Genomic DNA, 26,291 nt, shown 5'->3' on the forward strand with positions numbered 1-26,291 from the left:
ACAGCAATCGACACGACCGCTCCGGCGGTCGTGTCCACGACAGGAGATACGCATGGAACGCACGTTGATGATCATCAAGCCGGACGCAGTGAAAGGCCGGCATATCGGACACATCGTCTCCTTCCTCGAGAAGGAGAATTTCAATCTGCTGGGACTGCGCATGGTGCAGCTGAGCACGGCCCAGGCCCAGGACTTCTACGCCGTTCACAAGGAACGCCCGTTCTACAACGATCTGGTGTCCTACATGACTTCCGGCAAGGTCGTCGTGATCGCCCTGGAAGGTGAGAACGCCGTGGCCCGCATGCGTGCCATCATTGGTGCCACCAACCCCAAGGACGCCGCCGAGGGAACCATCCGCAAGCTCTATGCCGAGAGCATCGAGGCCAATGCGGTGCACGGCAGCGACAGCGCCGAAAACGGTCTGGTGGAGACCTCATTCTACTTCGCCACCAGCGAGATGAACGCCCTGCGCTAGTTTCCCGGATCACACGTCGCGTGTGACCTCATCCTGATCGATGCATGTCGCCCCGGGGCCGGACGTCTGACCGGCCCCGGGTCTTTTCCATCATCATCCCCACGGACCCCACGATGAGCGCCGCCACCCGCAGCCCAGCCGAACTGATTCGCCTGACCCTGCGCATCCAGATGATGGCCGCCCTGTTCCAGGGCAGCGTGCTCGCCAGCCAGCAGCTGGTGTCCACCGTGGCCCGCAAGAGTCTGGAAGCCAGCGACTTCCAGGTGATGCTGATCACCATGGTGCTGCCACTGTGCTTCACCTTCTCGATCTGGTGGGGTGGCATGCTGCGCCGTGTGCGCAACTGGCGGATCCTCTTTCCGCTGCTGGGGGTCTTCGGTGCCCTGCCGATGGCCCTGATGAGTCTCTCGACCAGCATCACGGTGCTGCTGTTCCTGCTGACCGTGTTCTTCACGGGCCAGTCACTGTACATCCCCCTGAAGAACCGCATCGTGCAGAGCAACTACCCGCCCGGACGTCGCGGAAGGTTGTTCAGCCTGGTCTCGATGGTCCAGGCCGGTGTCGTGCTCACGGTCAGCTGGGTGCTGGGACACTGGATGGATGCCGGCCCCGACAACTGGCGCTGGCTCTTCGTGGTGATCGCGGTGTCCGGTCTGATCGACCGCTGCCTCAACGGAATGATCCCCATCGGCGGCGAAGCTCGCCTCGAGGCGCAGCGCTGGGGGCGTCCGGACACGGAAGAAACTCCCGCTGCCTTTCGCTTCTCCCTGCTGGGGCCACTGCGTGATGCGGTGACCGAGCTCAAGGGCAACCGCCCCTTCCTGCACTGGGAGCTGCACTTCATGCTCTACGGGCTCAGTTTCTTCATGATCCTGGCCGTGCTGCCCGGTTTTCTGGTGCAGGGCATGGGTCTGAGTTACGCCACCATTGCCGTGGGACAGATTTCGCTGGCCCGTCTGGGCAACATGGTCAGTACCAATCTCTTCGGCCGGCTGCATGACCGCACCAATCCGGCCACCTATTGCGGTGGTGTGTTCCTGCTGCTGGCCGGTTACCCCACGGTGCTGCTGATGTGTTCGCTGCTGCTGGGGACCTCGTCCGCGCTGATCTGGTTGCTCTATCTGGGCTTTCTGATCAATGGTGTGGCCATGAGCGGGGTCAACATGGCCTGGACCATGTCCGCCATGACGTTCGCCCGGGGCAATGACGCGGCCCGCTACCAGAGCATCCATGTGAGTCTCACGGGCATCCGCGGCCTGCTGGGACCACTGCTGGGCTGGGCCACAACCGTGCTCTTCGGCTGGAGCACGGCCTTTTCGCTGGCCATCCTCCTTCTGCTGATCGCGTCCTGGTTGATGTTCCGCCAGGGCCGCGGCCTGCGCGCCAACCCGGGCCTGCTGCAACCCGAACAGACACTCGTGGCGCTCACCCCATCGCCCTGACCCTGTGACTTCCACTCTGCCGCGACCGATCTGCCCATGCACCACATGATCGGCAGGTCGTGGAGTCATGGGTGACGGTTGATGGGACCGTCGAGCTGAGGGTCGACTCGACCGCCGGGTTGAGTGCCGCGCTGTCAGACGAGATGGCGGACGAGGTGGTGGACGAGATGGTGGACGAGATGGTGGACGAGATGGCGGACGAGATGGTGGACGAGATGGTGGACGAGATGGTGGACGAGATGGTGGACGAGATGGTGGACGAGATGGTGGACGAGATGGCGGACGAGATGGTGGACGAGATGGTGGACGAGATGGTGGACGAGATGGTGGACGAGGTGGTGGACGAGATGGTGGACGAGATGGTGGACGAGGTGGTGGACGAGATGGTGGACGAGATGGTGGACGAGATGGTGGACGAGATGGTGGACGCAGTGACGGACATGTTGGCGGTCGAGTCAACGGTCGATTCGACCGTCGGGATGCGGACCCCCGCAGTCATCATCCGGACCGTCACCATGACCGTCCCCCCACCCCTCGAATCGACCGTCCCTCCAACCGCCACCCCTTGCGCGCCGCTTCCTCATGGAATCCGTCAGCAGCTTTCGGGCTTCGGGGACTGAGGATCACTCTCTTTATATTGCGCGCGTTCATCGCGGTCGGAGTTCACCTGGCCGGATCGGATTGCCGCATTCCAACCAGGAGAGCCGATGACAGCCCAGACCCTCCCCGAGTGCTTCCTGCATACCACCAGCACCTTTCCCGACCGTCCGGCCTACGCGACGCAGGTGAAAGGCAGCTACCAGTTCCTCAGCTGGAAGGAAACCCGGGAACGGGTCTTCACCATCGCGGCGGGGTTGCTCGAGCTGGGCCTCAAACCGGGCGACCGGCTGGGAATTCTTGCTCCCAACCGTCTGGAGTGGATGCTGGCCGACATGGGAGCCCTGCTGGTGGGCATCGTGGTGGTGCCCGTCTATCCCAGTCTGCCGGCCGGGCAGGTGGGCGGCATCATGGCCGATTGTCGGGCCAATGCGGTGGTGGTGTCCGACAAGGAACAGCTCGAGAAGATCGCGGCCCTGCGCGGACGACTGGTCGAGCTGCAGCATGTGATCCGCATGCCGGACTGTCCGGAAATGGATGCCGGTCCGGGGCTGAAAGGCTGGGATCTGCTGGTATCTCTGGGGGACCAGCGCCGGGGACGCCTGCCCGAGGAAATCGAGCAACTGGCGCGTGGACATCGGTCGGACGAGGTCTTCACGTTCATCTACACCTCGGGCACCACGGGCGACCAGAAGGGTGTGATGCTGACGCACCGCAACATCCTGCACAACGTGGCCGGTGCCTGCGAGAACTTTCCCGTGTGCGAGACGGACAGTTTCCTGTCCTTCCTGCCGCTGTCACACGTCTTCGAACGCATGGCGGGCTACTACTTTCCCATGTGCGTGGGCGCACTGGTTCTGTATGCGCGCGACATGAGCACCGTGGGCGAGGACCTGACGCGGGCCCGGCCCACCGTGATGATCAGTGTGCCAAGGCTGTTCGAGAAGATCCACGCGCGCATCATGGACAACGTGGACACGGGACCCAAGGTCAAGCAGAAACTCTTCGCCTGGGCCCTGACGGTTGGAGCACGCCTTGCCGACCTGGCACAACAGGGGAAGAAGCCCCGGGGGCTGCTGGCCCTGCAGGTGGCCATCGCCGACCGACTGGTTTTTTCGCGCATCCGCCAGAAGACCGGAGGTCGGCTGCGCTTCATGGTGTCCGGCGGTGCTCCTCTGGCGCGATTCCTCGGGGATTTCTTCCTGGGAGCAGGCATGCGCATCGTCGAAGGATACGGTCTTACCGAGTCCAGCCCGGTGATCACGGCCAACACTCTTGTGTCCTTCCGCTTCGGCACGGTCGGGCATCCCTTCCCGGGCGTGGAGGTCAAGATCGCCCCCGACGGCGAAATCCTGGCGCGCGGACCCAACATCATGGCGGGTTACTACAACAATCCCGATGCGACCCGCGAAGCCATCGTGGACGGCTGGTTGCATACCGGGGACATCGGCCATTTCGATCCGCAGGGATTCCTGCGCATCACGGACCGCAAGAAGAACCTGATCGTCACCTCCGGTGGCAAGAACGTGGCACCGCAGCCCATCGAGAAGCTGCTCTGCCGCAGTCCCCTGATCGAGCAGTGCATGCTCATCGGCGACCGGCGCAATTTCATCAGCGCGCTGATCGTGCCCAATTTCGAGCGCTTGCAGGCGATGATGGGGGGCCCCGCCCGGTCACTGAGCACCGAGGAGATCGCCGAGCATCCCGATGTATACAAACGTATCGAGGACGAGATCCGGAACCTCAGCGGCGAGTTGGCACGCCACGAGCAGGTGCGACGGTTCGTGCTGCTGGGCAACGAGTTCAGCATCGACGCCGGCGAGCTGACCCCCAAGCTGGAGGTCAAACGCCATTTCGTGGTGGGCAAGTATCACGACCTGATCGAACAGATGTACACGGTTGAGGCCTGAAGCGGGCCCCGAGTCAAGGAAGTCGAGCGTGAGCAGTTACAAGGACGCGGGCGTGGACATCGCCGCTGGTGAACGCCTGGTCAAGGGAATCGGCGAGCTGGTGAAGGGCACGGCCACCGCCGGCAGCATCGGCAGCATTGGAGCCTTCGGCGGATTCTTCCGTCCCGACTTCCGTGCCATGAAGGATCCCGTGCTGGTCTCCAGCGTGGATGGCGTGGGCACCAAGCTGATGGTGGCCTTCGCCAGTGGCGTGCATCACACGGTGGGCCAGTGCCTGGTGAACCACTGCGTGAACGACATCCTGGCCTGCGGAGCCCGGCCGCTGTTCTTCCTGGACTACTTCGCCACCGGCAAGCTGGACACCGAGGTGGCCCACGAGGTGATCCGCGGTTTCACCATCGCCTGCAAGGAGAACGGCTGCGCCCTCGTGGGCGGCGAGACCGCCGAGATGCCCGGGATGTACCGCCCCGGTGAGTACGATCTGGCCGGCACCATCGTGGGCATGGTCGAACGGGAGAACATTCTCGATGGCAGCCGGGTGCGCGCCGGCGATGTGCTGCTGGCACTGCCGAGCACGGGCCTGCACACCAACGGCTACAGCCTGGCCCGGCGGTCCCTCTTCGAGCTGGGAAAACTGGGCCTGGAGCACAGGCTGGAAGATGGACGCAGCCTGGGCGAAGCCCTGCTGGCCGTGCACCGCAGTTACCTGCACCCGGTCTCGGCCCTGCTGGACGCACTGCCCGTGCACGCGCTCAGTCACATCACGGGCGGCGGCATTCTGGGCAACACCCGCCGCGTGGTGCCCGACGGTCTGCACATCGAGCTGGAGCAGGGGGCCTGGCAGGTTCCCGAGCTGTTCCGGCTGATCCAGACCTGCGGTTCCGTGAGCGACGACGACATGCTGGAAGCATTCAACCTGGGCATCGGCATGGTCATCCTGCTGGATGAGGCCGACACGCCCGCCGCCGAAGCCCTGCTGCGCGAGCGGGGCGAATCGCCGGTGCGCATCGGGCGCATCCGCGGCTGATATCCTGAGCTGCCCGACAGGGCGACTTGCCAGACACACCGTATCCAGGAGACGACATCCGTCATGATTCCCTCGTCCAGAATTCGCCGGGACTTCCTCGATTTCTTCGCGTCCCAGGGCCACACCGTGGTTCCCAGTTCCTCGATCGTGCCCCACGAGGACCCGACCCTGCTCTTCGCCAACGCGGGCATGAACCAGTTCAAGGATGTGTTCCTGGGTGACGGCACCCGCGACTATGTGCGGGCCGCCAGCACCCAGAAGTGCCTGCGTGTCTCGGGCAAGCACAATGATCTGGAAGTGGTCGGCCGTGATACCTACCACCACACCTTCTTCGAGATGCTGGGCAACTGGTCCTTTGGCGACTACTACAAGAAGGAAGCCATCGTCTGGGCCTGGGAGCTGCTCACCGGGGTCTGGAAGCTGCCGCCCGACAAGCTCTATGTCACGGTCTTCGGTGGCGAAGCGGGCGTGCCCTTCGATGAGGAAGCATACGGGATCTGGAGCCGCGAGACCGACATCCCCAAGGACCACATCCTGCGCTTCGGGGCCAAGGACAATTTCTGGGAGATGGGCGACACGGGGCCCTGCGGACCCTGCACCGAGATCCACATCGACCGTGGCGAGAGCTACGGCAAGCTGGACCCGAAGACCTGTTTCGTGAACACCGACAGCGACCGCTTCATCGAACTCTGGAACCTGGTCTTCATCCAGTACAACCGTGACTCCTCGGGCACCCTCAAGGAACTCCCGTCGCGCCATGTGGACACGGGCGCCGGCTTCGAGCGGCTCTGCGCGGTGCTGCAGCAGAAGTCCAGCAACTACGACACCGATGTGTTCCAACCCCTGATCACGCGCATCGCCCAGCTTTCGGGCGTGGCCTACAGCGAGCGGGAAGGCACGCCCCACCGGGTGATTGCCGATCACATCCGCGCCCTCTCCTGTGCCATCGCCGATGGCGCGCTGCCGTCCAACGAGGGCCGCGGCTATGTGCTGCGCCGCCTGCTGCGCCGCGCCGCGCGCTTCGGCCGTGAACTGGGCTTCCGCGAACCTTTCATGGGCGAACTGGCCCCCGTGCTGGCCGAGACCATGGGCGAGGTCTTCCCCGAGCTGCGCCAGCGTCTGGATCACGTGCGCAACGTGCTCGGTGGCGAGGAGCGCAGTTTCGACCGCACCCTGGACCAGGGCCTGAAGCGCTTCCACGACCTGCGCAAGTCCCTGGCCGGCACGGTGCTGCCCGGGGTGGAGGCCTTCAGGCTGTACGACACCTACGGCTTTCCGCTGGATCTGACCGAGCAGCTGGCCTCGGAGCACGGGCTGAGCGTCGACCGCGAGGCCTACGAGCAGGAAATGTCCGGCCAGCGCAGCAAGAGCCGCGACGCCCGACGCGGAGAGGACGAGGGGCAGAACCGCCCCTGGCACGAGGTCAAGGCCGGCACGTCTTCCTTCGTGGGCTACGACAGCCTGGACAGCGTGACCGATATCCTGCGCTGGCGTCCGGGACTGGAAAGCGACGAGATCGAGCTGGTGCTGGCCCAGAGCCCCTTCTACGCCGAATCGGGCGGGCAGGTGGGCGACCGCGGGGTGATTGCCGGCGAGAGCTGGACCGTGCGCGTGCGTGACACACGCATCCTCGATGGCCAGCGTGTGCAGCTGGGCAAGCTGGATGGTGTGCTGGACCCGGGCGCGATGGTCAGCGCCACCGTGGATGCCGAGGCCCGCCGTGCCACCGAACGCAACCACACGGCCACGCACCTGCTTCAGGCCGCCCTGCGTCAGGTGCTGGGCGACCATGTGCATCAGGAAGGCTCGCTCGTCGAGCCCGAACGCCTGCGCTTCGACTTCAGCCACAGCGGCCCGCTGAGCCCCGAGGAACTGTCGGCTGTCGAAGAAATCGTCTGCGCGCGCGCCATGGACAACATCCGCGTGCACACCTTCCAGAGCAGTTATCAGAAAGCCATCGAGGACGGGGTGACCGCGCTCTTCGGCGAAAAATACGGCGACACGGTGCGCGTGGTGCAGGTGCCCGGCTTCAGTTCCGAACTGTGCGGCGGCACCCACCTGGCCAGCACGGGCCAGCTGGGCAGTTTCCTGATCACCAGCGAGAGCGGAGTGGCGGCCGGTGTGCGCCGCATCGAAGCGGTCACGGGCACGGGCGCCCTGGCCCAGGCAGCCCGTCAGCGTGAGCAGCTCAACGCGGTGGAGGCGCTGCTGGGCAGTGCCGGATCGGACCGGATCGAAAAGTTGCGTCGCACGCTGGAAGACAAGCGCCGGCTCGAGAAGGAGCTGGAACACCTCAAGGCCGAGCTGATGAGTCGCACGGCCAGCGAGGCGCTGGCCGACGCCGAGATCGTGTCCGGAGTGCGGATCCACGTGCAGGAACTGGCCGATGCGGGCATCGACGATCTCAAATCGCTGTGCGACCGGCTGCGCGAGTCCGGTGAAGAGATGGTGGCGCTGGTGGTTTCGTCCCTGGCCGACAAGGTGACCATGGCCACCTTCGTGAGCGATGCGGTGATCAGTCGCCATGCGCTCAAGGCCGGTGAGCTGGTGGCAGCCATCGCCCCGCTGGTGGGCGGCAAGGGCGGTGGGCGACCGCAGCTGGCCACCGCCGGAGGCAAGGACCCCGCAGGTCTGCCCGCGGCCATCGAGAAGTTCCGGCACCTGGTGCGCGAGAAACTGGGTGCCGCATGAAAATCTGCCGTTACACACGCGCCGACGGCAGCCCCGGATTCGGCAGGCTGGAAGGCGACTGGATTCTCGAACTGGACGAAGGTCAGGAAACAGGTGACACACCGGCTCTGGCCGATGTGCGCCTGCTGCCCCCCGTGTCGCGAGGGCGTGTGTTCGGCATTGGCAGGAACTACAGCGAGCACATACGGGAACTGAATCCGGGCTGGAGCCAGGAAAGCCCGCTGGTCTTCATGAAACCCGATACGGCCCTCTGCGGACACGGCCACCCGATTCTCCTGCCCATGGGGGTGGGGCGTGTGGATTATGAAGGCGAGCTGGCGGCCGTGGTGGGTCAGCCCATGCGACGGGTGTCGGCCTCTGAAGCCCTCGACGGACTGCTGGGACTGTGCATCGCCAATGACGTCAGCGCGCGCGAGCTGCAACGCAGCGACGGCCAATGGACGCGCGCCAAGGGCTTTGACACCTTCTGTCCTCTGGGCCCCTGGATCGAAACGGAACTGGATCCGTCCGATCTGGGTATTCGCACCTGGCTCAACGGGCAACTGGTCCAGGAAGGGCGCACCTCCCAGATGATGCGCTCGCTGCCCGATCTGATCGCCTTTCTGTCCAGCTTCTGCCTGCTGCTGCCCGGGGATGTGATCCTCACCGGCACTCCCGCAGGCGTGGGGGCCCTGGCCCCCGGGGACCGGGTCCGCGTGGAAGTTGAGGGCATCGGCAGCCTGGAGAACCCTGTGGAGAGCGAGCATGCAGATTGACCTGGGGCCGGTGGAAAGCCGGCTGCACGAAGCGGCCGCCAAGGGCCGCAAACAATTCATGGTGCTGGTTGATCCCGATCGGCTCGATCCCGCCACCCTGCCCGCCCTGGCCCGCGAAGCGGTCGAGGCGGGCGTCGATGGTTTTCTGGCGGGCACCAGCCTGCTGTTGGGCGAAGGATTCGGCGGAGTCGTTGCCCGGCTGCGCAAGGAGAGTGGGCTCCCGGTGGTGTTGTTCCCGGGGGATACGGGGCAGGTGGTGCCCGAAGCCAGTGCGATCCTCTTTCTCAGCCTGATTTCGGGCCGCAATCCCCAGTTCCTGATCGGGGAGCAGGTCAAGGGCGCTCCCCAGGTGATGCGTGCCGGACTGGAATGCCTGCCCACGGCCTATGTGCTTGTGGAATCCGGACTGGTCACCTCGGCCCAGTTCATGAGCGCCAGCCAGCCCTTGCCGCGGCACAAGCCCGAGATCGCGGTGGCCCACGCCATGGCCGCCCGCTGCCTGGGGCTGCGCCAACTCTATCTGGAAGCCGGCAGCGGAGCTCCCTCCCGGGTGCCCGACGAGATGGTGCGTGCCGTCAAGGACGTCTTTCCCTGGCCCGTGATCGTGGGCGGTGGCTTGCGAGTACCCGAAGACGGGGCCCGGGTGGCCCGTGCGGGCGCCGATGTGGTGGTGGTGGGCACCGCCGTGGAGAACGGCAGCATCCGGGGCGGGCGGCTGAAGGAATTCGTCAGCGCCGTGCACGGGGAGTCACGCCATGCGTGAGCGCATTGCCGCCGAGCTGCTGCTCAGCGCCAGCCTGAAACAGCGATTGGCCGCGGAGCAGAGCGAACTCATCGCGGAAATGGCCCTGGCTCTCACGGCCTGCCTGCGTGAGGGTGGCACCCTGCTGCTGGCCGGCAATGGCGGCAGCGCCGGAGATTGCCAGCATCTGGCCACGGAGTTCGTGGTACGGCTGACCTCGGCGCGCGAACGCCGCGCCCTGCCCGCGCTCGCGCTCACCACCGACAGTTCGCTGCTTACCGCCTGCGCCAATGATTACGGTTTCGAGCAGATCTTCTCCCGTCAGGTGCAGGCGCACGGCAAACCCGGCGACCTGCTCTGGCTCTTCAGCACCAGTGGCAACTCCAGCAACCTGGTGCGGGCCGCCGAGAGCGCACGGGAACGCGGCCTGGGCGTGGTCGGCCTGCTGGGCGGCACGGGCGGAGCGCTGAAGGCCCACTGTGACCTGGCGCTGGTGGTGCCCGAAAGCAACCCGGGGCGGGTCCAGGAGTGTCACATCACCGTGGGGCACATTCTGGTGGCGCGCATTGAAGAGGAACTCTTCGGCCTGTGATATTCCTCAACAGCGTCCTGCTGGGCCTGCTGGCCGCCGCGGGCATTCCCTTGCTGATCCACCTGCTCAATCCGCGCCAGCGCCGCCTGCAGCCGCTGGCGACCCTGCGTTTCCTGCATGCCATCCAGAGCACGCGCCTGCGGCGTCTGAGCGTGAAACGCTGGCTGCTGCTGCTCCTGCGTACCCTGATCGTGATTCTGCTGGTACTGGCCTTCGCCCGTCCGGCACTCAAGCAGGGGCTGATTCCCGGCGCAGCACGCGAGGCCGTGCACGCGGTGCTGCTCTTCGACAACAGCCTGAGCACACGCGGAGGAGACGGGCGCAACACGGCCTTCGAGAATCAGCTGAAGGATCTGGAGGCCTTGCTGGCAGCCGGTTCCGCGGACGACCGCTACTCGCTGCTGCTGCTGGCGGGCCCCGCTCACTGGCTGACACCGCTCCCCGTCGACCGTGATGCACTGCGCTCGCAATTGCGAGGAATCACACCGGCCTTCAGTGGCGACGAGCTGCGGCCCGCGCTGGAACTGGCGGTTGCCCGACTGGCTCAGGGCGGTGCGCTGCGCGAACTGCACCTCTTCAGCGATGGCCGTGTCAAGCTGGCGGGCGACAGCCTGGGCCTGGAGCTGCCCGGTCCCTTGAGCCTCTGGTGGCACCATTCCGCCAGCCCCGAGAGTGACCGACCTCTGCCCCGTACCACACAGGTGAACACGCTGATCCTCAAGGAAGGCGTCCCCGTGGAGCTGGAGTGCGCGCTGATTCTGCCCGCCTCCGATCCGGGAGGCGGAGTGACGCTCAGCATGGGCGACACGCCTGTGGCCTTCAGGGAACGGGAGCCGGGCGAGAATCCAGTCCTGCTGAGATTCAGTGCTCCCGGGCCCGGAGAACACCGGATGAGTCTGCAGGTGGGCGGTCCCGAGCTGGGCGAACTGGGGCTGGCCCGTGCGGTACTTGAGATTCCCAGCCAGATCCGTGTGCTGCTGGTTTCCACACCGGGGCCCACCAGCAATGCCCTGGCGGCCGCCCTGCGACCGGGTGAGGCCTACGGTCGCGCGATCGCCCTGGACCGGGTGGCGCCTTTGTCGCTTGAGTACACGAACCTGGCCGATTGTGATCTGCTGGTCGTGAGCGGTCCCGACAAGCTGACGCCCGCCGGACATCATGCGCTGGAACAGGCCGTGCGGTCGGGCAAGGGGCTGGTGATCCTGCCCGATCCGGGCGAACCGGACCTGCAGGCATTCAGCCGACTGTCCCAGGACCTGGGCCTGCCTGCGGTGGCTGGTGTCAAGGGACCGGGCAACTGGCGCATGGGGAGTCCCGACCTGGCACATCCCCTGTTTCACGGGTTGCTGGAACCGGGGCGCGAGCCGCGCTCCCCATCCTTCCTGCGAGTGCTGCAGCTGGCCGGCCCGGACTCGGCACGCACCGTGATTCCTCTGGCCGATGGCAGTCCCCTGCTGCTGGAACGACGTCTGGGGGAAGGGCGCGTGCTGCTCTTCACCAGTTCCCCCGCTGAAGGCTGGTCCGACCTGGCGCACAGTGGACTCTTCGCGCCCCTGATGAACCGGATCTGCTTCTACCTGACGCGCGAATCGGGAGCCGCTGGCGGAAGTCTGGTCTGCGGCGCGTCGCACGCGCTGGGCAGTCATGCCTGGCCGGCGGGCGAGCTGCGGCTGGACGGTCCCGATGGAACCCGCCTGCTGGAGTCCATGGGGCGGGGCGGGCCACTGTTGCCGCCGCTGGCCGTTCCGGGGTTCTACAGCCTGATCCACGACGGCGATACACTGCGGACCCTGGCTCTGACCCCTGACTTCGGGGATCTGGCTCGCGCAGAACTGGGGGCCGAGGAACTGGACCGCTGGTCGGGCCGGAGCTGGAATCCGGCTCCCACCGATCCTGCCCGCTTCGGAGATGAGCGGCGCGGGCGTGAAATCTGGCGATCCTTGCTGGTCGCCGCTCTGGTTCTGCTGGGGCTTGAAATGTGGTTGGCCCGGGGGCGGGGAGCCGAGGACAAAGGCGAGACACAATGAATCAGAGCTTCGAATCCCTCGGTCGGTCCAGTGAGGTCCGCCGCCAACGCGCCGTGGCCGTGGCCCTGCAGCAGCAGGGTGATGAACGGGAAACCGTCTGCGAGCATCTGGACGAGCTGGTGCAGCTGGCGGACACGGCCGGTGCCGACGTGCTGGATCAGGTCATCCAGAACCGCGCCCGACCCGACACGGCCACCTGGATCGGCAAGGGCAAGGTGGCGCAGCTGCACGCCCTTGTGGACGAACTGACGCTGGATCTGGTGCTGATCGACGACGATCTCTCGCCACGCCAGGCGGCCAATCTCGAACGGGAACTCAAGGTTCCGGTGATCGACCGCAGCGGCCTGATCCTGGACATCTTCGCGGCACGCGCCCGCTCGCGTGAGTCGCGCACTCAGGTGGAACTGGCCCAGCTGAAGTACCTGCTGCCCCGCCTGTCCGGGGCCTGGAGCCATCTTGAGCGCCAGCGTGGCGGCATTGGCATGCGCGGCCCCGGTGAGACCCAGCTCGAGACGGACCGCCGTCTGGTACGCACCCGGATCAAGCAGCTGGAAGAGGAGCTGGACGTGATCCAGCGCCAGCGTGAAACCCGCCGCCAGGGCCGCGACAGCCTGTTCCGTGTCTCGCTCGTGGGCTATACCAACGCGGGCAAATCCACACTGCTGAACCGGCTCACGGGTTCCGAAGTGTTCGTGGAAGACCGGCTCTTCGCCACCCTGGATACCACCGTGCGCCGTCTGGAACTGGCCGATGGCGCGGGCTGTCTGCTCTCGGACACGGTCGGATTCATCCGCAAGCTGCCGCATCACCTGGTGGCCTCTTTCCGGTCCACGCTCGAGGAAGCCGCCGAGGCGGATCTGCTGCTCCACGTGGTGGACCTGTCCCATCCGGCCTGGAACCAGCGCATCACGCGGGTCAAGGAAGTACTGGAAGACCTGGGAGCCGGGGATACCCCCGTGTTGTACCTCTTCAACAAGATCGACCGTGTGCTGGATCCGGGTGAACTGAGCCTTGCGGGACGCCTGCATACGCCCTCCCTGCTGGTGAGTGCCACCCGCGAGATCCGCCTGGATGAACTGGTGGCCGACCTGGGCCTGCGCGAGAACGAGCGCTGGGCCCGCTTCCGCTGCACGGTTCCCTGGACCCATGGCAAGCTGCTGGGCGAGCTGAGGCGTCAGTGTCACCTGCTTGACGAAGGCTCCAGCGAGCACGGTTTCGAGTATCTGCTGCGCGTGGAGCATACCCACCGGGATTCCTTCGTGCGGGAATTCGCCGACCGCGGTTGCATCCTGGTACCTGCCTGAAAGACCCCCGGACACAGGTTTCGAACAGCGCCCGGTGCCCAGCACCGGGCGCTGTATCTCCGGGTCGGATCCGACCGATTCCCGGCCGCCATTCTCACGTCGCGTCGTGGAGCGTTCACACGCACGGACGGTCTCCCTGACTGGGTCCTCATTCGACACGGATCGGGTTCACCGCCCCGGGCGTCAGCCATTCGGGCACAGCTGCCGCACGCGGTGTCCGGCCGTGGCCGGACGGTTCAAGGCAGCCCGGGGTGTCTCTCCTGCTGCAACGTGCCGCACCAGCTTTGACCGGGGGAGACACGTGCATCCGTGGAACGGGCATGGGGGGGCGACCTGCTTGCGGATACGGCCCCGGGTCAGGTGTACGCCCCTGCCGGGGCAGGCTCGAGGAAGGGCGGGAAGCCGTCAACCCGGGGGATTCCGGCTTTGAACACAGAGGCATCCCGGGGACCATCCAGTGGAGCGTGACGTCCGACCATGGCGAGTGGGGTATCACCCCGGCTTCTCGACGCGCGACAGTACGCCAGCATCCGGGTGTGCGCTGCCATCGCGCCTTGATCCGCGCCTCTGGCACGCGCAGCGATTCAGCCCCGATTCAGCTTTGCAATCGGGCCCATACACGGGATTTTCGCCTCTCACGCTCCCGACCGGACCCAGTGTTTGCGGCAGGTGTCACTACGTGACCGACCGCTTCCGGTCACCCGGCCGGGGCAGATCACCGGGCTCACCAGGACGGTTGCGGAAGGCCATACCGTCGCCCCGCGGTCGCGTGGATACCTTCCCCGGGCATGGGCACACATGGCCCCGGACACAATCCCGGGCCTCCGTGGATCGGCCCCCACCGAACGGATTGTGCACGCCGCCGGGAACCGTGTACCCCGGAACCCGTCCGCCTCGAGCTGAGAGCACCGGACGAGGTGATTTTGTCGTTTTCAGCTTTGAATCCGGGCGAAAATGCGGGTTCCCCGCGCGGATCTTCCGGATTTGAGGGGGTGTTCCAGGGCCTTCCCGCGGAGGCTCCGACCCGGATCAACAGGGGGTGACCCTCGATTTCCGGGGCTTGAAAAGGGGAGATTCGTGGTGCTCTCGCCGGGATGCCCCGAAGGTAGACCGGCCCATAGCAGGTTCCATTCGCGGGCTCCCCCATCGCTGAGCCGGTGGACCGTGAGCGTGCATTCGCCCCGGGGAAGGGCGATGTGTCCCTCCTTGCACCCCCCCCCGGTTCCGCGGGGGGGCAGGCGGAAAATCCGGGGGGCGTAGACGCCCCGGATCCACTGTCCGCGCCCCGTATACCCCTTTCCGGCCCTCCGTTTTTTCCTGGAGCACTCGCCCGGAAGCGGTACGGAATGCCGGATCTTGAACAGAATAGCTTTGTGATCGACCGGACCCCCGAGCACTCCGGGGAGCTGGCTCACGAACGGAGCCGGGGAAGGGATAACCGGGTGAGCCGTGCGGATGTGGATTCGGGGGGTGGAGTTAAAGTCGTCGTACGGTGTGACGATAATGAAAATTATCCTTGACAAGCCAGAATTACACTTCTAGCTTTGTCGGGACACACCGATCCTGCCCGCTTCGGAGATGAGCGGCGCGGGCGTGAAATCTGGCGATCCTTGCTGGTCGCCGCTCTGGTTCTGCTGGGGCTTGAAATGTGGTTGGCCCGGGGGCGGGGAGCCGAGGACAAAGGCGAGACACAATGAATCAGAGCTTCGAATCCCTCGGTCGGTCCAGTGAGGTCCGCCGCCAACGCGCCGTGGCCGTGGCCCTGCAGCAGCAGGGTGATGAACGGGAAACCGTCTGCGAGCATCTGGACGAGCTGGTGCAGCTGGCGGACACGGCCGGTGCCGACGTGCTGGATCAGGTCATCCAGAACCGCGCCCGACCCGACACGGCCACCTGGATCGGCAAGGGCAAGGTGGCGCAGCTGCACGCCCTTGTGGACGAACTGACGCTGGATCTGGTGCTGATCGACGACGATCTCTCGCCACGCCAGGCGGCCAATCTCGAACGGGAACTCAAGGTTCCGGTGATCGACCGCAGCGGCCTGATCCTGGACATCTTCGCGGCACGCGCCCGCTCGCGTGAGTCGCGCACTCAGGTGGAACTGGCCCAGCTGAAGTACCTGCTGCCCCGCCTGTCCGGGGCCTGGAGCCATCTTGAGCGCCAGCGTGGCGGCATTGGCATGCGCGGCCCCGGTGAGACCCAGCTCGAGACGGACCGCCGTCTGGTACGCACCCGGATCAAGCAGCTGGAAGAGGAGCTGGACGTGATCCAGCGCCAGCGTGAAACCCGCCGCCAGGGCCGCGACAGCCTGTTCCGTGTCTCGCTCGTGGGCTATACCAACGCGGGCAAATCCACACTGCTGAACCGGCTCACGGGTTCCGAAGTGTTCGTGGAAGACCGGCTCTTCGCCACCCTGGATACCACCGTGCGCCGTCTGGAACTGGCCGATGGCGCGGGCTGTCTGCTCTCGGACACGGTCGGATTCATCCGCAAGCTGCCGCATCACCTGGTGGCCTCTTTCCGGTCCACGCTCGAGGAAGCCGCCGAGGCGGATCTGCTGCTCCACGTGGTGGACCTGTCCCATCCGGCCTGGAACCAGCGCATCACGCGGGTCAAGGAAGTACTGGAAGACCTGGGAGCCGGGGATACCCCCGTGTTGTACCTCTTCAACAAGATCGACCGTGTGCTGGATCCGGGTGAACTGAGCCTTGCGGGACGCCTGCATACGCCCTCCCTGCTGGTGAGTGCCACCCGCGAGATCCGCCTGGATGAACTGGTGGCCGACCTGGGCCTGCGCGAGAACGAGCGCTGGGCCCGCTTCCGCTGCACGGTTCCCTGGACCCATGGCAAGCTGCTGGGCGAGCTGAGGCGTCAGTGTCACCTGCTTGACGAAGGCTCCAGCGAGCACGGTTTCGAGTATCTGCTGCGCGTGGAGCATACCCACCGGGATTCCTTCGTGCGGGAATTCGCCGACCGCGGTTGCATCCTGGTACCTGCCTGAAAGACCCCCGGACACAGGTTTCGAACAGCGCCCGGTGCCCAGCACCGGGCGCTGTATCTCCGGGTCGGATCCGACCGATTCCCGGCCGCCATTCTCACGTCGCGTCGTGGAGCGTTCACACGCACGGACGGTCTCCCTGACTGGGTCCTCATTCGACACGGATCGGGTTCACCGCCCCGGGCGTCAGCCATTCGGGCACAGCTGCCGCACGCGGTGTCCGGCCGTGGCCGGACGGTTCAAGGCAGCCCGGGGTGTCTCTCCTGCTGCAACGTGCCGCACCAGCTTTGACCGGGGGAGACACGTGCATCCGTGGAACGGGCATGGGGGGGCGACCTGCTTGCGGATACGGCCCCGGGTCAGGTGTACGCCCCTGCCGGGGCAGGCTCGAGGAAGGGCGGGAAGCCGTCAACCCGGGGGATTCCGGCTTTGAACACAGAGGCATCCCGGGGACCATCCAGTGGAGCGTGACGTCCGACCATGGCGAGTGGGGTATCACCCCGGCTTCTCGACGCGCGACAGTACGCCAGCATCCGGGTGTGCGCTGCCATCGCGCCTTGATCCGCGCCTCTGGCACGCGCAGCGATTCAGCCCCGATTCAGCTTTGCAATCGGGCCCATACACGGGATTTTCGCCTCTCACGCTCCCGACCGGACCCAGTGTTTGCGGCAGGTGTCACTACGTGACCGACCGCTTCCGGTCACCCGGCCGGGGCAGATCACCGGGCTCACCAGGACGGTTGCGGAAGGCCATACCGTCGCCCCGCGGTCGCGTGGATACCTTCCCCGGGCATGGGCACACATGGCCCCGGACACAATCCCGGGCCTCCGTGGATCGGCCCCCACCGAACGGATTGTGCACGCCGCCGGGAACCGTGTACCCCGGAACCCGTCCGCCTCGAGCTGAGAGCACCGGACGAGGTGATTTTGTCGTTTTCAGCTTTGAATCCGGGCGAAAATGCGGGTTCCCCGCGCGGATCTTCCGGATTTGAGGGGGTGTTCCAGGGCCTTCCCGCGGAGGCTCCGACCCGGATCAACAGGGGGTGACCCTCGATTTCCGGGGCTTGAAAAGGGGAGATTCGTGGTGCTCTCGCCGGGATGCCCCGAAGGTAGACCGGCCCATAGCAGGTTCCATTCGCGGGCTCCCCCATCGCTGAGCCGGTGGACCGTGAGCGTGCATTCGCCCCGGGGAAGGGCGATGTGTCCCTCCTTGCACCCCCCCCCGGTTCCGCGGGGGGGCAGGCGGAAAATCCGGGGGGCGTAGACGCCCCGGATCCACTGTCCGCGCCCCGTATACCCCTTTCCGGCCCTCCGTTTTTTCCTGGAGCACTCGCCCGGAAGCGGTACGGAATGCCGGATCTTGAACAGAATAGCTTTGTGATCGACCGGACCCCCGAGCACTCCGGGGAGCTGGCTCACGAACGGAGCCGGGGAAGGGATAACCGGGTGAGCCGTGCGGATGTGGATTCGGGGGGTGGAGTTAAAGTCGTCGTACGGTGTGACGATAATGAAAATTATCCTTGACAAGCCAGAATTACACTTCTAGCTTTGTCGGGACACATGTAATACCGTGATCCACAAACCAACGGGAGGAACTCATGGCAAAGGCAAAAGCTCCGGCGAAGAAGGCTGCCGCCCCGAAGAAGGCCGCCGCTCCGAAGAAGGCCGCTGCTCCGAAGAAGGCCGCTGCTCCGAAGAAGGCCGCCGCTCCGAAGAAGGCTGCTGCTCCGAAGAAGGCCGCTGCTCCGAAGAAGGCCGCTGCCCCCAAGAAGGTCGCTGCCCCCAAGAAGGCTGCTGCCCCCAAGAAGGCCGGCGAGCTGCTGAACAACGTGATCCACATCCGGATCTCCGACAAGCTGCTCTCCAGCCTGGAGAAGTCGGCCAGCAAGCAGAAGCTGGGCATCAGCGCCTATGTTCGCGAGCTGCTGAACAAGATGTAATCCACCTTCCAGGTGTGATGAAGCCGCACTCCTTCGGGAGTGCGGTCTTTTTTTGCCCGGTCGGCACCCCCGGCAATGAAAAAGGCCAGCTTTTCAAAGCTGGCCTTTGGGAAATCGCGAGAAATCGGGGATCAGTCGATCTTGTGAACGCGCCTGCGATCGATCTTGGTGGTGTTGCAGATCTGCTTGATCAGGTCCAGGTACTTGTCCGGCTCGGGAAACGCGATCAGCTGCATGATTTCCACCAGCTCGTTTTCCCTTGAATTGTTCTTCGGGGTTTCGGCCTTCTTCTTCTCTTCGGACATGGTGGCTCCCTGGGATTGCGGTGCGGGCAGGTCGATGAACGACCCGCCAATATACGCCGGCCACCGCCCTTTGCCAAATCGGCACCCTGCGCGCCTGCACGCACGCGAAAGTCGGAAAATTTTGCCTCCCGGAGGCTGTGCCTTGGGTCCTTTCTTGGTACTTTCAGGCACGTGACCGGATGCCAGCGGGCATCCCCCCATTCCTCCCTTCAATACCAGCGGAGTTCATCCGTGAACAGAATCATTGCCACCGACAAGGCCCCGGCAGCCATCGGCCCCTACAGTCAAGGGACGATCTGCACCCGCAGCGGGCTGCTCTTCACCGCAGGCCAGATTCCATTGGATCCGGCCACGGGTCACCTGGTCGAAGGAGACATCGAGATCCAGACCCGGCGTGTCATGGACAACCTGAAAGCCGTGCTCGAAGCGGGCGGCTCCAGTCTGACGCGCGTTCTGAAGGTCACGATCTTCCTCAAGGACATGAATGACTACCCCGAAGTGAACCGGGTCTACGGCGAGTACTTCCCGGAAAATCCTCCGGCTCGCAGCGCCGTTGAAGTTGCCCGCCTGCCCAAGGATGTGCGGGTGGAGATCGAAGCGGTGGCGACCACGGCCGATCACACAGGGGCGTGATCCTGAAGCGACGTCACTCCGGGATCCGGCTCTTGGCCCGAGGTTGCACGGGCCGTGTGACCGCATGCCTGTTGGGCCTTTGTCTGGCCTTTGGCCCCATTGTGCGGGCGCAGGACACGGAGCGGCCTCTGACCACGGAGGGCGCCGACAGCCTGTCGCTGCTCCAGGCACGCAACGCGATGCTGCGCAGCATGGTCCTTCCCGGCTGGGGCCAGGCCTACAATGATGAATGGGTCAAGGCGGCGGCATTCACACTGGCCGAATTGAGTCTGCTGTATGGCGCACGCGTCCAGCACACCAAATGGCGTGACTGGAAAGCCACCCGCGCCGAGGCCTTCATGGGCGACGATGAAGCCCTCAAGGAGTTCAGCTTGCTGCGCGAGGAATTCTATCTGGACGACCGCAACAAGCTGCTCTGGTGGTGGATGTTCGTCCGCCTCGCGGGGGTCCTGGATGCCTACGTGGGGGGTGCCATGAGCAACTACGACGACGACACCGAATCATCCACGAGCCGGTTGCGCCTGGGCGGCCCCACCGGCCTGCCCGGTGTGACGGTCTGCATTCCCGTCACCTTTCCCGGACACCATGCACCAGGAGGACACTGATGGCTGAACCGGCACAGCGCCCCCAGTGGGGCTCCCGAATCGGATTCATCATGGCTGCCGCAGGCAGTGCGGTAGGGTTGGGCAACATCTGGAAGTTCCCCTACATCACGGGCGAGAACGGGGGCGGAGTCTTTGTCCTGATCTATCTCGTGTGCGTGTTGCTGGTGGCCATGCCGATCATGCTGGCCGAAATGATCCTGGGACACGGCAGCCGCCAGAGTCCGGTGGGTGCCTTCGAGCACTTCCACCGCAAGGGCAGCCTCTGGGGCTGGGTGGGCTGGCTGGGTGTGGCCTCCGGATTCGTGATCCTCAGTTATTACAGCGTGGTGGCCGGCTGGGCGCTCAACTACGTGCTGCTGTCGCTCAAGGGCTTCACCAGCATGGGCCCCGATGCCATCGGCGAGATCTTCGGCGCGGTGTACGCCTCACCCGGTCTGAATCTCTTCTGGCATGCGGTGTTCATGGCACTCACGGTCGGCGTCGTGCTGGGCGGTGTGCAGAAGGGCATCGAAAAGACCTGCAACATTCTGATGCCGCTCCTGCTGGTGCTGTTGGTCTTTCTGGTGATCCGTGGAATCTTCCTGCCCGAACAGGGCTTCCGCAAGGCGCTGACCTTTCTCTTCATGCCCGGCGATGTCCATCTGAACGCCCATATGATTCTGGAAGCGCTGGGGCACTCATTCTTCACCCTCAGTCTGGGCATGGGGGCCATGCTGACCTACGGCAGTTATCTCAAGACCCGCAAGGAACTGCTGGGCAGCGCACTGGCCGTGAGCGGTTTTGACACGCTCATCGCCATGCTGGCCTGCCTGATGCTGTTTCCGATCATCTTCGCCTTCGGTTTCGAGAGCCAGGCGGGGCCGGGTCTGGTCTTCAAGACCGTGCCGATCGTGTTCTCGCAGTTGACCGGTGGCATGTTCCTCGCCCTGGTATTCTTCCTGATGCTGGCCTTCGCGGCCCTCACCAGCGCGATCAGCCTGCTGGAGGTGGTCACGTCCACCTTCATGGACAAGCTGGGCTGGACCCGGCGCAAGGCCACCCTGGTGCCCGCCTCGCTGATCTTTCTGCTGGGCATGCCCTCGGCGGTGGCCGGTTCGGGGCGTGTGCTGCCCGAATGGATGACCTTCTTCGGGCGCAATTTCTTTGACACGATGGATTACCTGGCCAGCAACTGGATGCTGCCGGTGGGCGGGCTGCTGACGGCGCTCTTCGTGGGCTGGGTGATTCCCGATGCCCGCCTGCGCCAGGCATTCGGCGACACCGAACATCCGGCCTGGCTCTACACGGGCTTCGCCCTGCTGATCCGTTTCGTGGCCCCCGTGCTGGTCCTGCTGATCCTGCTGAACAAGGTGGGGCTGATCACGGTCTGAGCGATCACTGACCGCAACTCCGGACCGGCGCTGCCGGCCCCGAACAGGAGTGAGAATGGAAGCTGGTGTCGGCGAATTCTGTGGCATCTTCGCCATCTGGAACGTGGATCACGCCTCCTCGCTGGCCGTGTTGGGGCTGAATGCCCAGCAGCACCGGGGGCAGGAATCCGCGGGCATCGTCAGCCTGCACGAGCGCCGCCTCAACCGGCGCATCGGCATGGGGCTGGTCGGTGACGTGTTCCCCAATCGCCACAGCCTGCGTGACCTGGAAGGACGTGCGGCCATCGGGCATGTGCGCTATTCCACCCACGGCGCCAGCGACTATCACAACGTGCAGCCGATCCAGGTGGTCACCAAGGACGGCGAGCTGGCCATGGCGCACAACGGCAACATCAGCAATGCGGCCAGTCTGCGGCGCGAGCTTGAGGAACAGGGCGCGATCTTCCAGACCAGCACCGACTCCGAGATCGTGCTGCATCGCATGGCCCGCTCGCGGGGCGGCAGTCTGGCCGAACGCATTTCCGAAGGCCTGCAGGGCCTGCAGGGTGCGTTCTCGCTGGTCTTCCTCTGCCCCGAAGGTCTGGCCGTGGCCCGTGATCCACACGGTTTCCGCCCGTTGGCGATGGGCATGCTCGACGATGCGGTGGTCTTCGCCAGCGAGTCCTGCGCCTTCGACATCATCGGCGCGCGTTATCTGCGCGACGTGGAACCGGGCGAACTGGTGGTGCTGGACGACAAGGGCATGAGCAGCCACCGCTACGCACCCAAGGGCCGGCCGGCCCACTGCATCTTCGAACTGGTCTACTTCAGCCGTCCCGACTCGAAGATCTTCGGCGAGAACGTGGACAAGACCCGGCGCAAGCTGGGCAAGGCCCTGGCCTTCGAACACCCCGTTCCGGGCGCCGACATCACCGTGCCCGTGCCCGATTCCTCGAACACCAGCGCGCTGGGCTACAGCCGTCGCAGCGACGTGCGCTTCGAACTGGGCCTGATCCGCAACCACTATGTGGGCCGCACCTTCATCGCCCCGGAGCAGGAAGGCCGCACCGAGAAGGTGCGCCTCAAGTTCAACACGGTGGAAGGCGTGCTGCGCGACCGCAGCGTGGTGCTGGTGGACGACAGCATCGTGCGCGGCACCACCATGCGCAAGCTGGTGGGCATGATCCGGGCCGCCGGTGCCCGCGAGGTGCACGTGCGCATCACCTCGCCCCCGGTGCGCCATCCCTGTTATTTCGGGATGGATTTTCCCGACCCCGAGGAACTGCTGGCCACACGTCACACCACCGAGGACGAGCTCTGCCGCACCCTGGGAGCCGACAGCCTGAAGTATCTGAGCCTGGAAGGCATGCTGCGTGCCACGGAGAAGGATCCATCGCACTTCTGCACCGCATGTTTCTCGGGCAACTACCCTGAAAAAGTCGACGCACCCCGCCTGGGCTGCGGATCACATGCACAGACGGATCCCGGAGCCCAGGCCCCGGATACCGCCGAAAGGAGAGCATGAGCACCACCCCCTTCCGCCTTGCGGACGAGCATCTGGAAGCCGCCAAGACCATCGCCGGATCCAACCGCCGCCGGCGCAGCTGCAAGCTGTGCTACGATCGTGGCTGGGTCGGCATCGGTCAGGACAACACCATCATCCTTTGCCACAAATGCGTGGACCAGGAACAGGCCCTCACCGCCTGGAAAGCCTATGTGGAGCCGATTCCCGAGCTGTGGGAATACTACCGCGAGATGTTCCAGCAGGAAGAAGAGGAAGAGGGCCCGGAGAACGCCCAGACCTGAGGCAAGCCATGAAACTGCTGATTCTTGAAGACGACCCGGGCAGCCAGGACATCCTGCTGGAGAACCTGCAGCTGCGGGGATTCGAGGTGGATGTCTGCGGACGCATGGAAGATGCCTTCCTGCACCTGGCGGCCACGCACTTCGACGCGGTACTGGTGGACATCCGCCTGCCCGGCTGCAACGGCATGGAGCACATCGAGCGCCTCTGCCGCGATCACGCCGACAGTGTGATCGTGGTGATGACGGGCTACCCCTCACTGGAAACCTGCCTGGATGCCCTGCAACTGGGCGCCTACGGCTACCTGGTGAAGCCCTTCAAGGTGGACGAGGTGCAGGAAATGCTGGAACGCGGCCACCGCGAACGTCTGCTGCGCAAGGAAGTCTCGGGCCTGCGCGATCGCATTGCCGATCTGGAGCGCGAGCTGGGACGCCTGAAGGCCGGTGAAGGCGGGAACGGTCCTTCGTGAGCACAGGCACCATGGCACCGCAGGGCGCGGACCCCCGTCAGCTTGCCGAACAGTTGCATCACACCCAGCAACTGCTGCAGCAGCGCCTGGACGACCTGAACCGTGAGCTGGAGCGCAAGAACCAGCTGCTGGCCCGCCACCTGCTCGAGACGGAGCGGGTGGGCAACAAATTGATGCAGATTCTGAACAGCATGTCCAGTGCGGTCCTGATGATCGAACTGGACGGACGGCTGAGCGAGGCCAATCCCCAGGCCCGCGTGCTGCTGGGCCTGCCCGCGGGGCCTGCCCGGGCCACCGATGTGCTGCCGGCCGAACTGGCCCGCGTGGTGGACGACGTGATCCGCGAGGCCCGCGAACTCAGGCTGGACGATTTCCAGTGGGAGCACGACGAGCAGGAACTGCGCCTGCGAGTGCTCTGCCGCCTGGTGCCCGACAGCACGGGCGAGCCCATTGGTGTGCTGCTGATCCTGGACGACCTGACCGGCGTGCGCCAGATGGAAGAGCGCATGGCCCAGGTGCGTACCCTGGCGGCTCTCGGGGAAATGGCGGCCAACGTGGCTCACGAGCTGCGCAACCCGCTGGGCGGCATCGGCGGGTTCGCCGCACTGCTCCAGGAGATGCTGCCGGTGGACAGCCGCGAGCGGCGCTATGTCTCCAAGATCATCGAGGGAGTCGACGGGCTGAACAAGGTGGCCACCAACCTGCTGGCCTACACGCGCAAGGTCGAGCCGGTGTACCACGAGGCCGATCTGCGCACGGTGCTGCTGGAAGTGCTCAGTTTCATCCGCATCGAGCTGGACCAGATGCAGAGCCCCATTCAGCTTCACGAGAATCTGGGCAAGATCCCGGCCCGGCTGCTGATGGATCCCGAACTGATGCGTCAGACCTTCCTCAACCTGTGCAAGAATGCGGTGCAGGCCATGCGCGGCCAGGAACAGGGCGAGGTGCATCTGGAACTGCTGCGCGAACCCGGGCGCCTGGTGGTGGACGTCCGTGACACGGGGCCGGGCATCGCCCCCGAGCAGCGGCGCAAGCTCTTCAATCCCTTCTATACCACCCGGGCCAAGGGCACCGGGCTGGGACTGGCCATCGTGCGCAAGAACGTGGAACTGCACGGCGGCACGGTGGTCGCCCTGGAACACACGGGTGGCGCCGTGTTCCGGGTGGAACTGCCCTTGACCGGCGGCCCGGGTCGCCCAATTCAGGAACTCACGCGATGAAACGCAGCCTGTTGGTGGTGGATGACGAACAGCTCATCTGCGAATTGCTGGAAACCGGTCTGGGCGAGCTGGGCTACATCGTGCACACCTGCCCGGGCGCGGCCCAGGCCCTGCACCTGCTGGACACCACCCCCGTGGATCTGGTGCTGTCCGACATCCGCATGGAGGACATGAACGGCCTGGAATTTCTCGAGAAACTGCGCGAGAAGCACCCGGACCTGCTGGTGATGATGATGACCGCCCACGCCAGTGTGGACAACGCGATCCAGGCCATGAAACTGGGCGCCTTCGACTACATCCAGAAACCCTGCACCGTGCCGGAAGTGGATCACCGTCTGCGCAAGGCCTTCGAGCACAAGCGCCTGCTGGGGGAGACCCGCTTCCTGCGCAACCGGCTTGAGGAGAGCGACAGTTTCGGGGCCATCATCGGGCGCAACGCGCGCATGAAGCAGATCTTCGACATGCTCAAGACCGTGGCCCGCAGCGACTCCAGCATTCTCATCCAGGGCGAGAACGGTACGGGAAAGGAGTTGGTGGCACGCGCCGTGCATCGCTACAGCAACCGTGCCGACAAGCTCTTCCTGGCCAAGAACTGCGCCGCGATTCCCGATCAGCTGCTCGAGAGCGAACTCTTCGGTCATGTGAAGGGTGCCTTCACGGGGGCCACCTCCGAGCGCAAGGGCATTTTCGAGGAGGCCGACGGCGGCACCCTGTTCCTCGACGAGATTTCCGAAATGCCGCTGGGCCTGCAGGCCAAGCTGCTGCGCGTGTTGCAGGAAGGAGAACTGCAGCGCGTGGGCGCCAACGACGTGGTCAAGGTGGACGTGCGCATTCTGTCCAGCACCAACCGTGACCTGCAGAAGGAAGTGGCGCGCGGTGCCTTCCGCAAGGACCTCTACTTCAGGCTGAACGTGATTCCCGTGACCCTGCCTCCCTTGCGCGAGCGCAAGGACGACATTCCCCTGCTGGCCGAGGCCTTTCTCAAGAAGTTCAGCGAGAAGATGGGCGTGAACGTGCTGGGCATCACCGAAGACGGCATGCGCTGGCTGCTCTCGCAGACCTGGGACGGCAACGTGCGCGAACTGGAGAACAGCATCGAGCGTGCCGTGGTGATGGCCAGCCGCAATGTGCTGGACGCCGCCTCCTTCGCGCCCATGGAAACCTTCATGGAACCGGGAGCGGAACCCGAGCTGAGTCTGGGCGAGATCACGATTCACGAAATGGAAAAACGCCTGATCCTGAGCACGCTCAAGCGCTTCGAGAACAACCGCACGCGCAGTGCCGACTCGCTGGGCATTTCCATTCGCACCCTGCGCAACAAGCTCAACGAGTACCGCATCGACAATCCCGAGCTGGCGGGCCAGCTGGAGAAGGGCGAACACGCATGAGCACGGGCGACCCTCACCG

The 26,291-nt window shown here is 65.1% G+C and carries 22 protein-coding genes; 21 read left to right on the top strand and 1 reads right to left on the bottom strand.

What is annotated here, in order from left to right; translation table 11 throughout:
• The first annotated feature begins 52 nt into the window (after positions 1 to 52).
• The 13 genes from ndk to H6678_05455 all read left to right on the top strand — a co-directional run bounded on the left by ndk (position 53) and on the right by H6678_05455 (position 18,499).
• Positions 53 to 475 (top strand): nucleoside-diphosphate kinase, encoded by a 423-nt coding sequence (gene ndk, locus H6678_05395; protein MCB9473227.1) that lies wholly within the window; start codon positions 53 to 55, stop codon positions 473 to 475.
• 113 nt (positions 476 to 588) lie between these two features.
• Positions 589 to 1,917 carry an MFS transporter gene (locus H6678_05400; GenBank protein MCB9473228.1) on the top strand — a complete coding sequence of 443 codons (1,329 nt, stop codon included), beginning with the start codon at positions 589 to 591 and terminating at the stop codon, positions 1,915 to 1,917.
• A 71-nt stretch (positions 1,918 to 1,988) separates the two neighbouring features.
• Positions 1,989 to 2,537: a hypothetical protein gene (locus H6678_05405; protein ID MCB9473229.1), complete on the top strand. Its 549-nt coding sequence runs from the start codon at positions 1,989 to 1,991 to the stop codon at positions 2,535 to 2,537.
• Positions 2,538 to 2,624: 87 nt separating this feature from the next.
• Complete coding sequence (locus tag H6678_05410; GenBank protein ID MCB9473230.1) at positions 2,625 to 4,424, top strand: long-chain fatty acid--CoA ligase; 1,800 nt, start codon at positions 2,625 to 2,627, stop codon at positions 4,422 to 4,424.
• 28 nt (positions 4,425 to 4,452) lie between these two features.
• Positions 4,453 to 5,451 (top strand): phosphoribosylformylglycinamidine cyclo-ligase, encoded by a 999-nt coding sequence (locus H6678_05415; GenBank protein ID MCB9473231.1) that lies wholly within the window; start codon positions 4,453 to 4,455, stop codon positions 5,449 to 5,451.
• Positions 5,452 to 5,514: 63 nt separating this feature from the next.
• Positions 5,515 to 8,142, top strand: a complete 2,628-nt coding sequence (alaS, locus tag H6678_05420; GenBank protein MCB9473232.1) for an alanine--tRNA ligase — start codon at positions 5,515 to 5,517, stop codon at positions 8,140 to 8,142.
• Positions 8,139 to 8,897, top strand: a complete 759-nt coding sequence (locus tag H6678_05425) for a fumarylacetoacetate hydrolase family protein (GenBank protein ID MCB9473233.1) — start codon at positions 8,139 to 8,141, stop codon at positions 8,895 to 8,897. The genes alaS and H6678_05425 overlap by 4 nt, the downstream gene beginning before the upstream one ends.
• Positions 8,887 to 9,660, top strand: a complete 774-nt coding sequence (locus H6678_05430) for a geranylgeranylglyceryl/heptaprenylglyceryl phosphate synthase (GenBank protein ID MCB9473234.1) — start codon at positions 8,887 to 8,889, stop codon at positions 9,658 to 9,660. Before H6678_05425 ends, H6678_05430 begins: the two co-directional genes overlap by 11 nt.
• Positions 9,653 to 10,231 carry an SIS domain-containing protein gene (locus H6678_05435; protein ID MCB9473235.1) on the top strand — a complete coding sequence of 193 codons (579 nt, stop codon included), beginning with the start codon at positions 9,653 to 9,655 and terminating at the stop codon, positions 10,229 to 10,231. The genes H6678_05430 and H6678_05435 overlap by 8 nt, the downstream gene beginning before the upstream one ends.
• Entirely contained in the window at positions 10,228 to 12,258 is a 2,031-nt protein-coding gene (locus tag H6678_05440; GenBank protein MCB9473236.1) for a BatA domain-containing protein, read from the top strand. Before H6678_05435 ends, H6678_05440 begins: the two co-directional genes overlap by 4 nt.
• On the top strand, positions 12,255 to 13,562 hold the full coding sequence (hflX, locus tag H6678_05445; protein MCB9473237.1) for a GTPase HflX: 1,308 nt from the start codon (positions 12,255 to 12,257) through the stop codon (positions 13,560 to 13,562). The genes H6678_05440 and hflX (H6678_05445) overlap by 4 nt, the downstream gene beginning before the upstream one ends.
• Before the next feature lie 1,693 nt (positions 13,563 to 15,255).
• Complete coding sequence (gene hflX, locus H6678_05450) at positions 15,256 to 16,563, top strand: GTPase HflX (protein ID MCB9473238.1); 1,308 nt, start codon at positions 15,256 to 15,258, stop codon at positions 16,561 to 16,563.
• Positions 16,564 to 18,157: 1,594 nt separating this feature from the next.
• Positions 18,158 to 18,499, top strand: coding sequence for a hypothetical protein (locus tag H6678_05455; protein MCB9473239.1), 342 nt, complete (start codon positions 18,158 to 18,160; stop codon positions 18,497 to 18,499).
• A 131-nt stretch (positions 18,500 to 18,630) separates the two neighbouring features.
• On the opposite strand, the gene H6678_05460 is transcribed toward H6678_05455, so the two are convergent.
• Entirely contained in the window at positions 18,631 to 18,804 is a 174-nt protein-coding gene (locus tag H6678_05460) for a hypothetical protein (GenBank protein ID MCB9473240.1), read from the bottom strand.
• Between the two features lie 231 nt (positions 18,805 to 19,035).
• On the opposite strand from H6678_05460, the gene H6678_05465 reads away from it, so the two are divergent.
• Genes H6678_05465 through H6678_05500 form a run of 8 tightly spaced genes read left to right on the top strand, consistent with a single transcriptional unit; the run spans position 19,036 to position 26,272 of the window.
• A complete protein-coding gene (locus tag H6678_05465) occupies positions 19,036 to 19,437 on the top strand; it encodes a RidA family protein (protein ID MCB9473241.1) in 402 nt (133 codons plus the stop codon).
• A gap of 32 nt (positions 19,438 to 19,469) precedes the next feature.
• Entirely contained in the window at positions 19,470 to 20,042 is a 573-nt protein-coding gene (locus H6678_05470; protein MCB9473242.1) for a hypothetical protein, read from the top strand.
• Entirely contained in the window at positions 20,042 to 21,412 is a 1,371-nt protein-coding gene (locus tag H6678_05475) for a sodium-dependent transporter (protein MCB9473243.1), read from the top strand. Before H6678_05470 ends, H6678_05475 begins: the two co-directional genes overlap by 1 nt.
• 55 nt (positions 21,413 to 21,467) lie before the next feature.
• Positions 21,468 to 22,916, top strand: a complete 1,449-nt coding sequence (locus tag H6678_05480; protein ID MCB9473244.1) for an amidophosphoribosyltransferase — start codon at positions 21,468 to 21,470, stop codon at positions 22,914 to 22,916.
• Entirely contained in the window at positions 22,913 to 23,197 is a 285-nt protein-coding gene (locus H6678_05485) for a hypothetical protein (protein MCB9473245.1), read from the top strand. Before H6678_05480 ends, H6678_05485 begins: the two co-directional genes overlap by 4 nt.
• A gap of 8 nt (positions 23,198 to 23,205) precedes the next feature.
• Complete coding sequence (locus H6678_05490; GenBank protein ID MCB9473246.1) at positions 23,206 to 23,664, top strand: response regulator; 459 nt, start codon at positions 23,206 to 23,208, stop codon at positions 23,662 to 23,664.
• Positions 23,661 to 24,884 carry an ATP-binding protein gene (locus H6678_05495; protein MCB9473247.1) on the top strand — a complete coding sequence of 408 codons (1,224 nt, stop codon included), beginning with the start codon at positions 23,661 to 23,663 and terminating at the stop codon, positions 24,882 to 24,884. The genes H6678_05490 and H6678_05495 overlap by 4 nt, the downstream gene beginning before the upstream one ends.
• Positions 24,881 to 26,272, top strand: a complete 1,392-nt coding sequence (locus H6678_05500; protein ID MCB9473248.1) for a sigma-54-dependent Fis family transcriptional regulator — start codon at positions 24,881 to 24,883, stop codon at positions 26,270 to 26,272. Before H6678_05495 ends, H6678_05500 begins: the two co-directional genes overlap by 4 nt.
• Positions 26,273 to 26,291 lie beyond the last annotated feature (19 nt).

Source organism: Candidatus Delongbacteria bacterium, from assembly GCA_020634015.1.
Taxonomy (GTDB): domain Bacteria; phylum CAIWAD01; class CAIWAD01; order CAIWAD01; family CAIWAD01; genus JACKCN01.

Excerpts from the sequence above, each read along its gene's own strand:
- ndk (MCB9473227.1), top strand. The coding sequence starts at position 53 with ATGGAACGCACGTTGATGATCATCAAGCCGGACGCAGTGAAAGGCCGG.
- H6678_05400 (MCB9473228.1), top strand. The coding sequence starts at position 589 with ATGAGCGCCGCCACCCGCAGCCCAGCCGAACTGATTCGCCTGACCCTG.
- H6678_05410 (MCB9473230.1), top strand. The coding sequence starts at position 2,625 with ATGACAGCCCAGACCCTCCCCGAGTGCTTCCTGCATACCACCAGCACC.
- alaS (MCB9473232.1), top strand. The coding sequence starts at position 5,515 with ATGATTCCCTCGTCCAGAATTCGCCGGGACTTCCTCGATTTCTTCGCG.
- H6678_05425 (MCB9473233.1), top strand. The coding sequence starts at position 8,139 with ATGAAAATCTGCCGTTACACACGCGCCGACGGCAGCCCCGGATTCGGC.
- H6678_05430 (MCB9473234.1), top strand. The coding sequence starts at position 8,887 with ATGCAGATTGACCTGGGGCCGGTGGAAAGCCGGCTGCACGAAGCGGCC.
- H6678_05435 (MCB9473235.1), top strand. The coding sequence starts at position 9,653 with ATGCGTGAGCGCATTGCCGCCGAGCTGCTGCTCAGCGCCAGCCTGAAA.
- hflX (MCB9473237.1), top strand. The coding sequence starts at position 12,255 with ATGAATCAGAGCTTCGAATCCCTCGGTCGGTCCAGTGAGGTCCGCCGC.
- hflX (MCB9473238.1), top strand. The coding sequence starts at position 15,256 with ATGAATCAGAGCTTCGAATCCCTCGGTCGGTCCAGTGAGGTCCGCCGC.
- H6678_05455 (MCB9473239.1), top strand. The coding sequence starts at position 18,158 with ATGGCAAAGGCAAAAGCTCCGGCGAAGAAGGCTGCCGCCCCGAAGAAG.
- H6678_05460 (MCB9473240.1), bottom strand. The coding sequence starts at position 18,804 with ATGTCCGAAGAGAAGAAGAAGGCCGAAACCCCGAAGAACAATTCAAGG.
- H6678_05475 (MCB9473243.1), top strand. The coding sequence starts at position 20,042 with ATGGCTGAACCGGCACAGCGCCCCCAGTGGGGCTCCCGAATCGGATTC.
- H6678_05480 (MCB9473244.1), top strand. The coding sequence starts at position 21,468 with ATGGAAGCTGGTGTCGGCGAATTCTGTGGCATCTTCGCCATCTGGAAC.
- H6678_05485 (MCB9473245.1), top strand. The coding sequence starts at position 22,913 with ATGAGCACCACCCCCTTCCGCCTTGCGGACGAGCATCTGGAAGCCGCC.
- H6678_05490 (MCB9473246.1), top strand. The coding sequence starts at position 23,206 with ATGAAACTGCTGATTCTTGAAGACGACCCGGGCAGCCAGGACATCCTG.
- H6678_05500 (MCB9473248.1), top strand. The coding sequence starts at position 24,881 with ATGAAACGCAGCCTGTTGGTGGTGGATGACGAACAGCTCATCTGCGAA.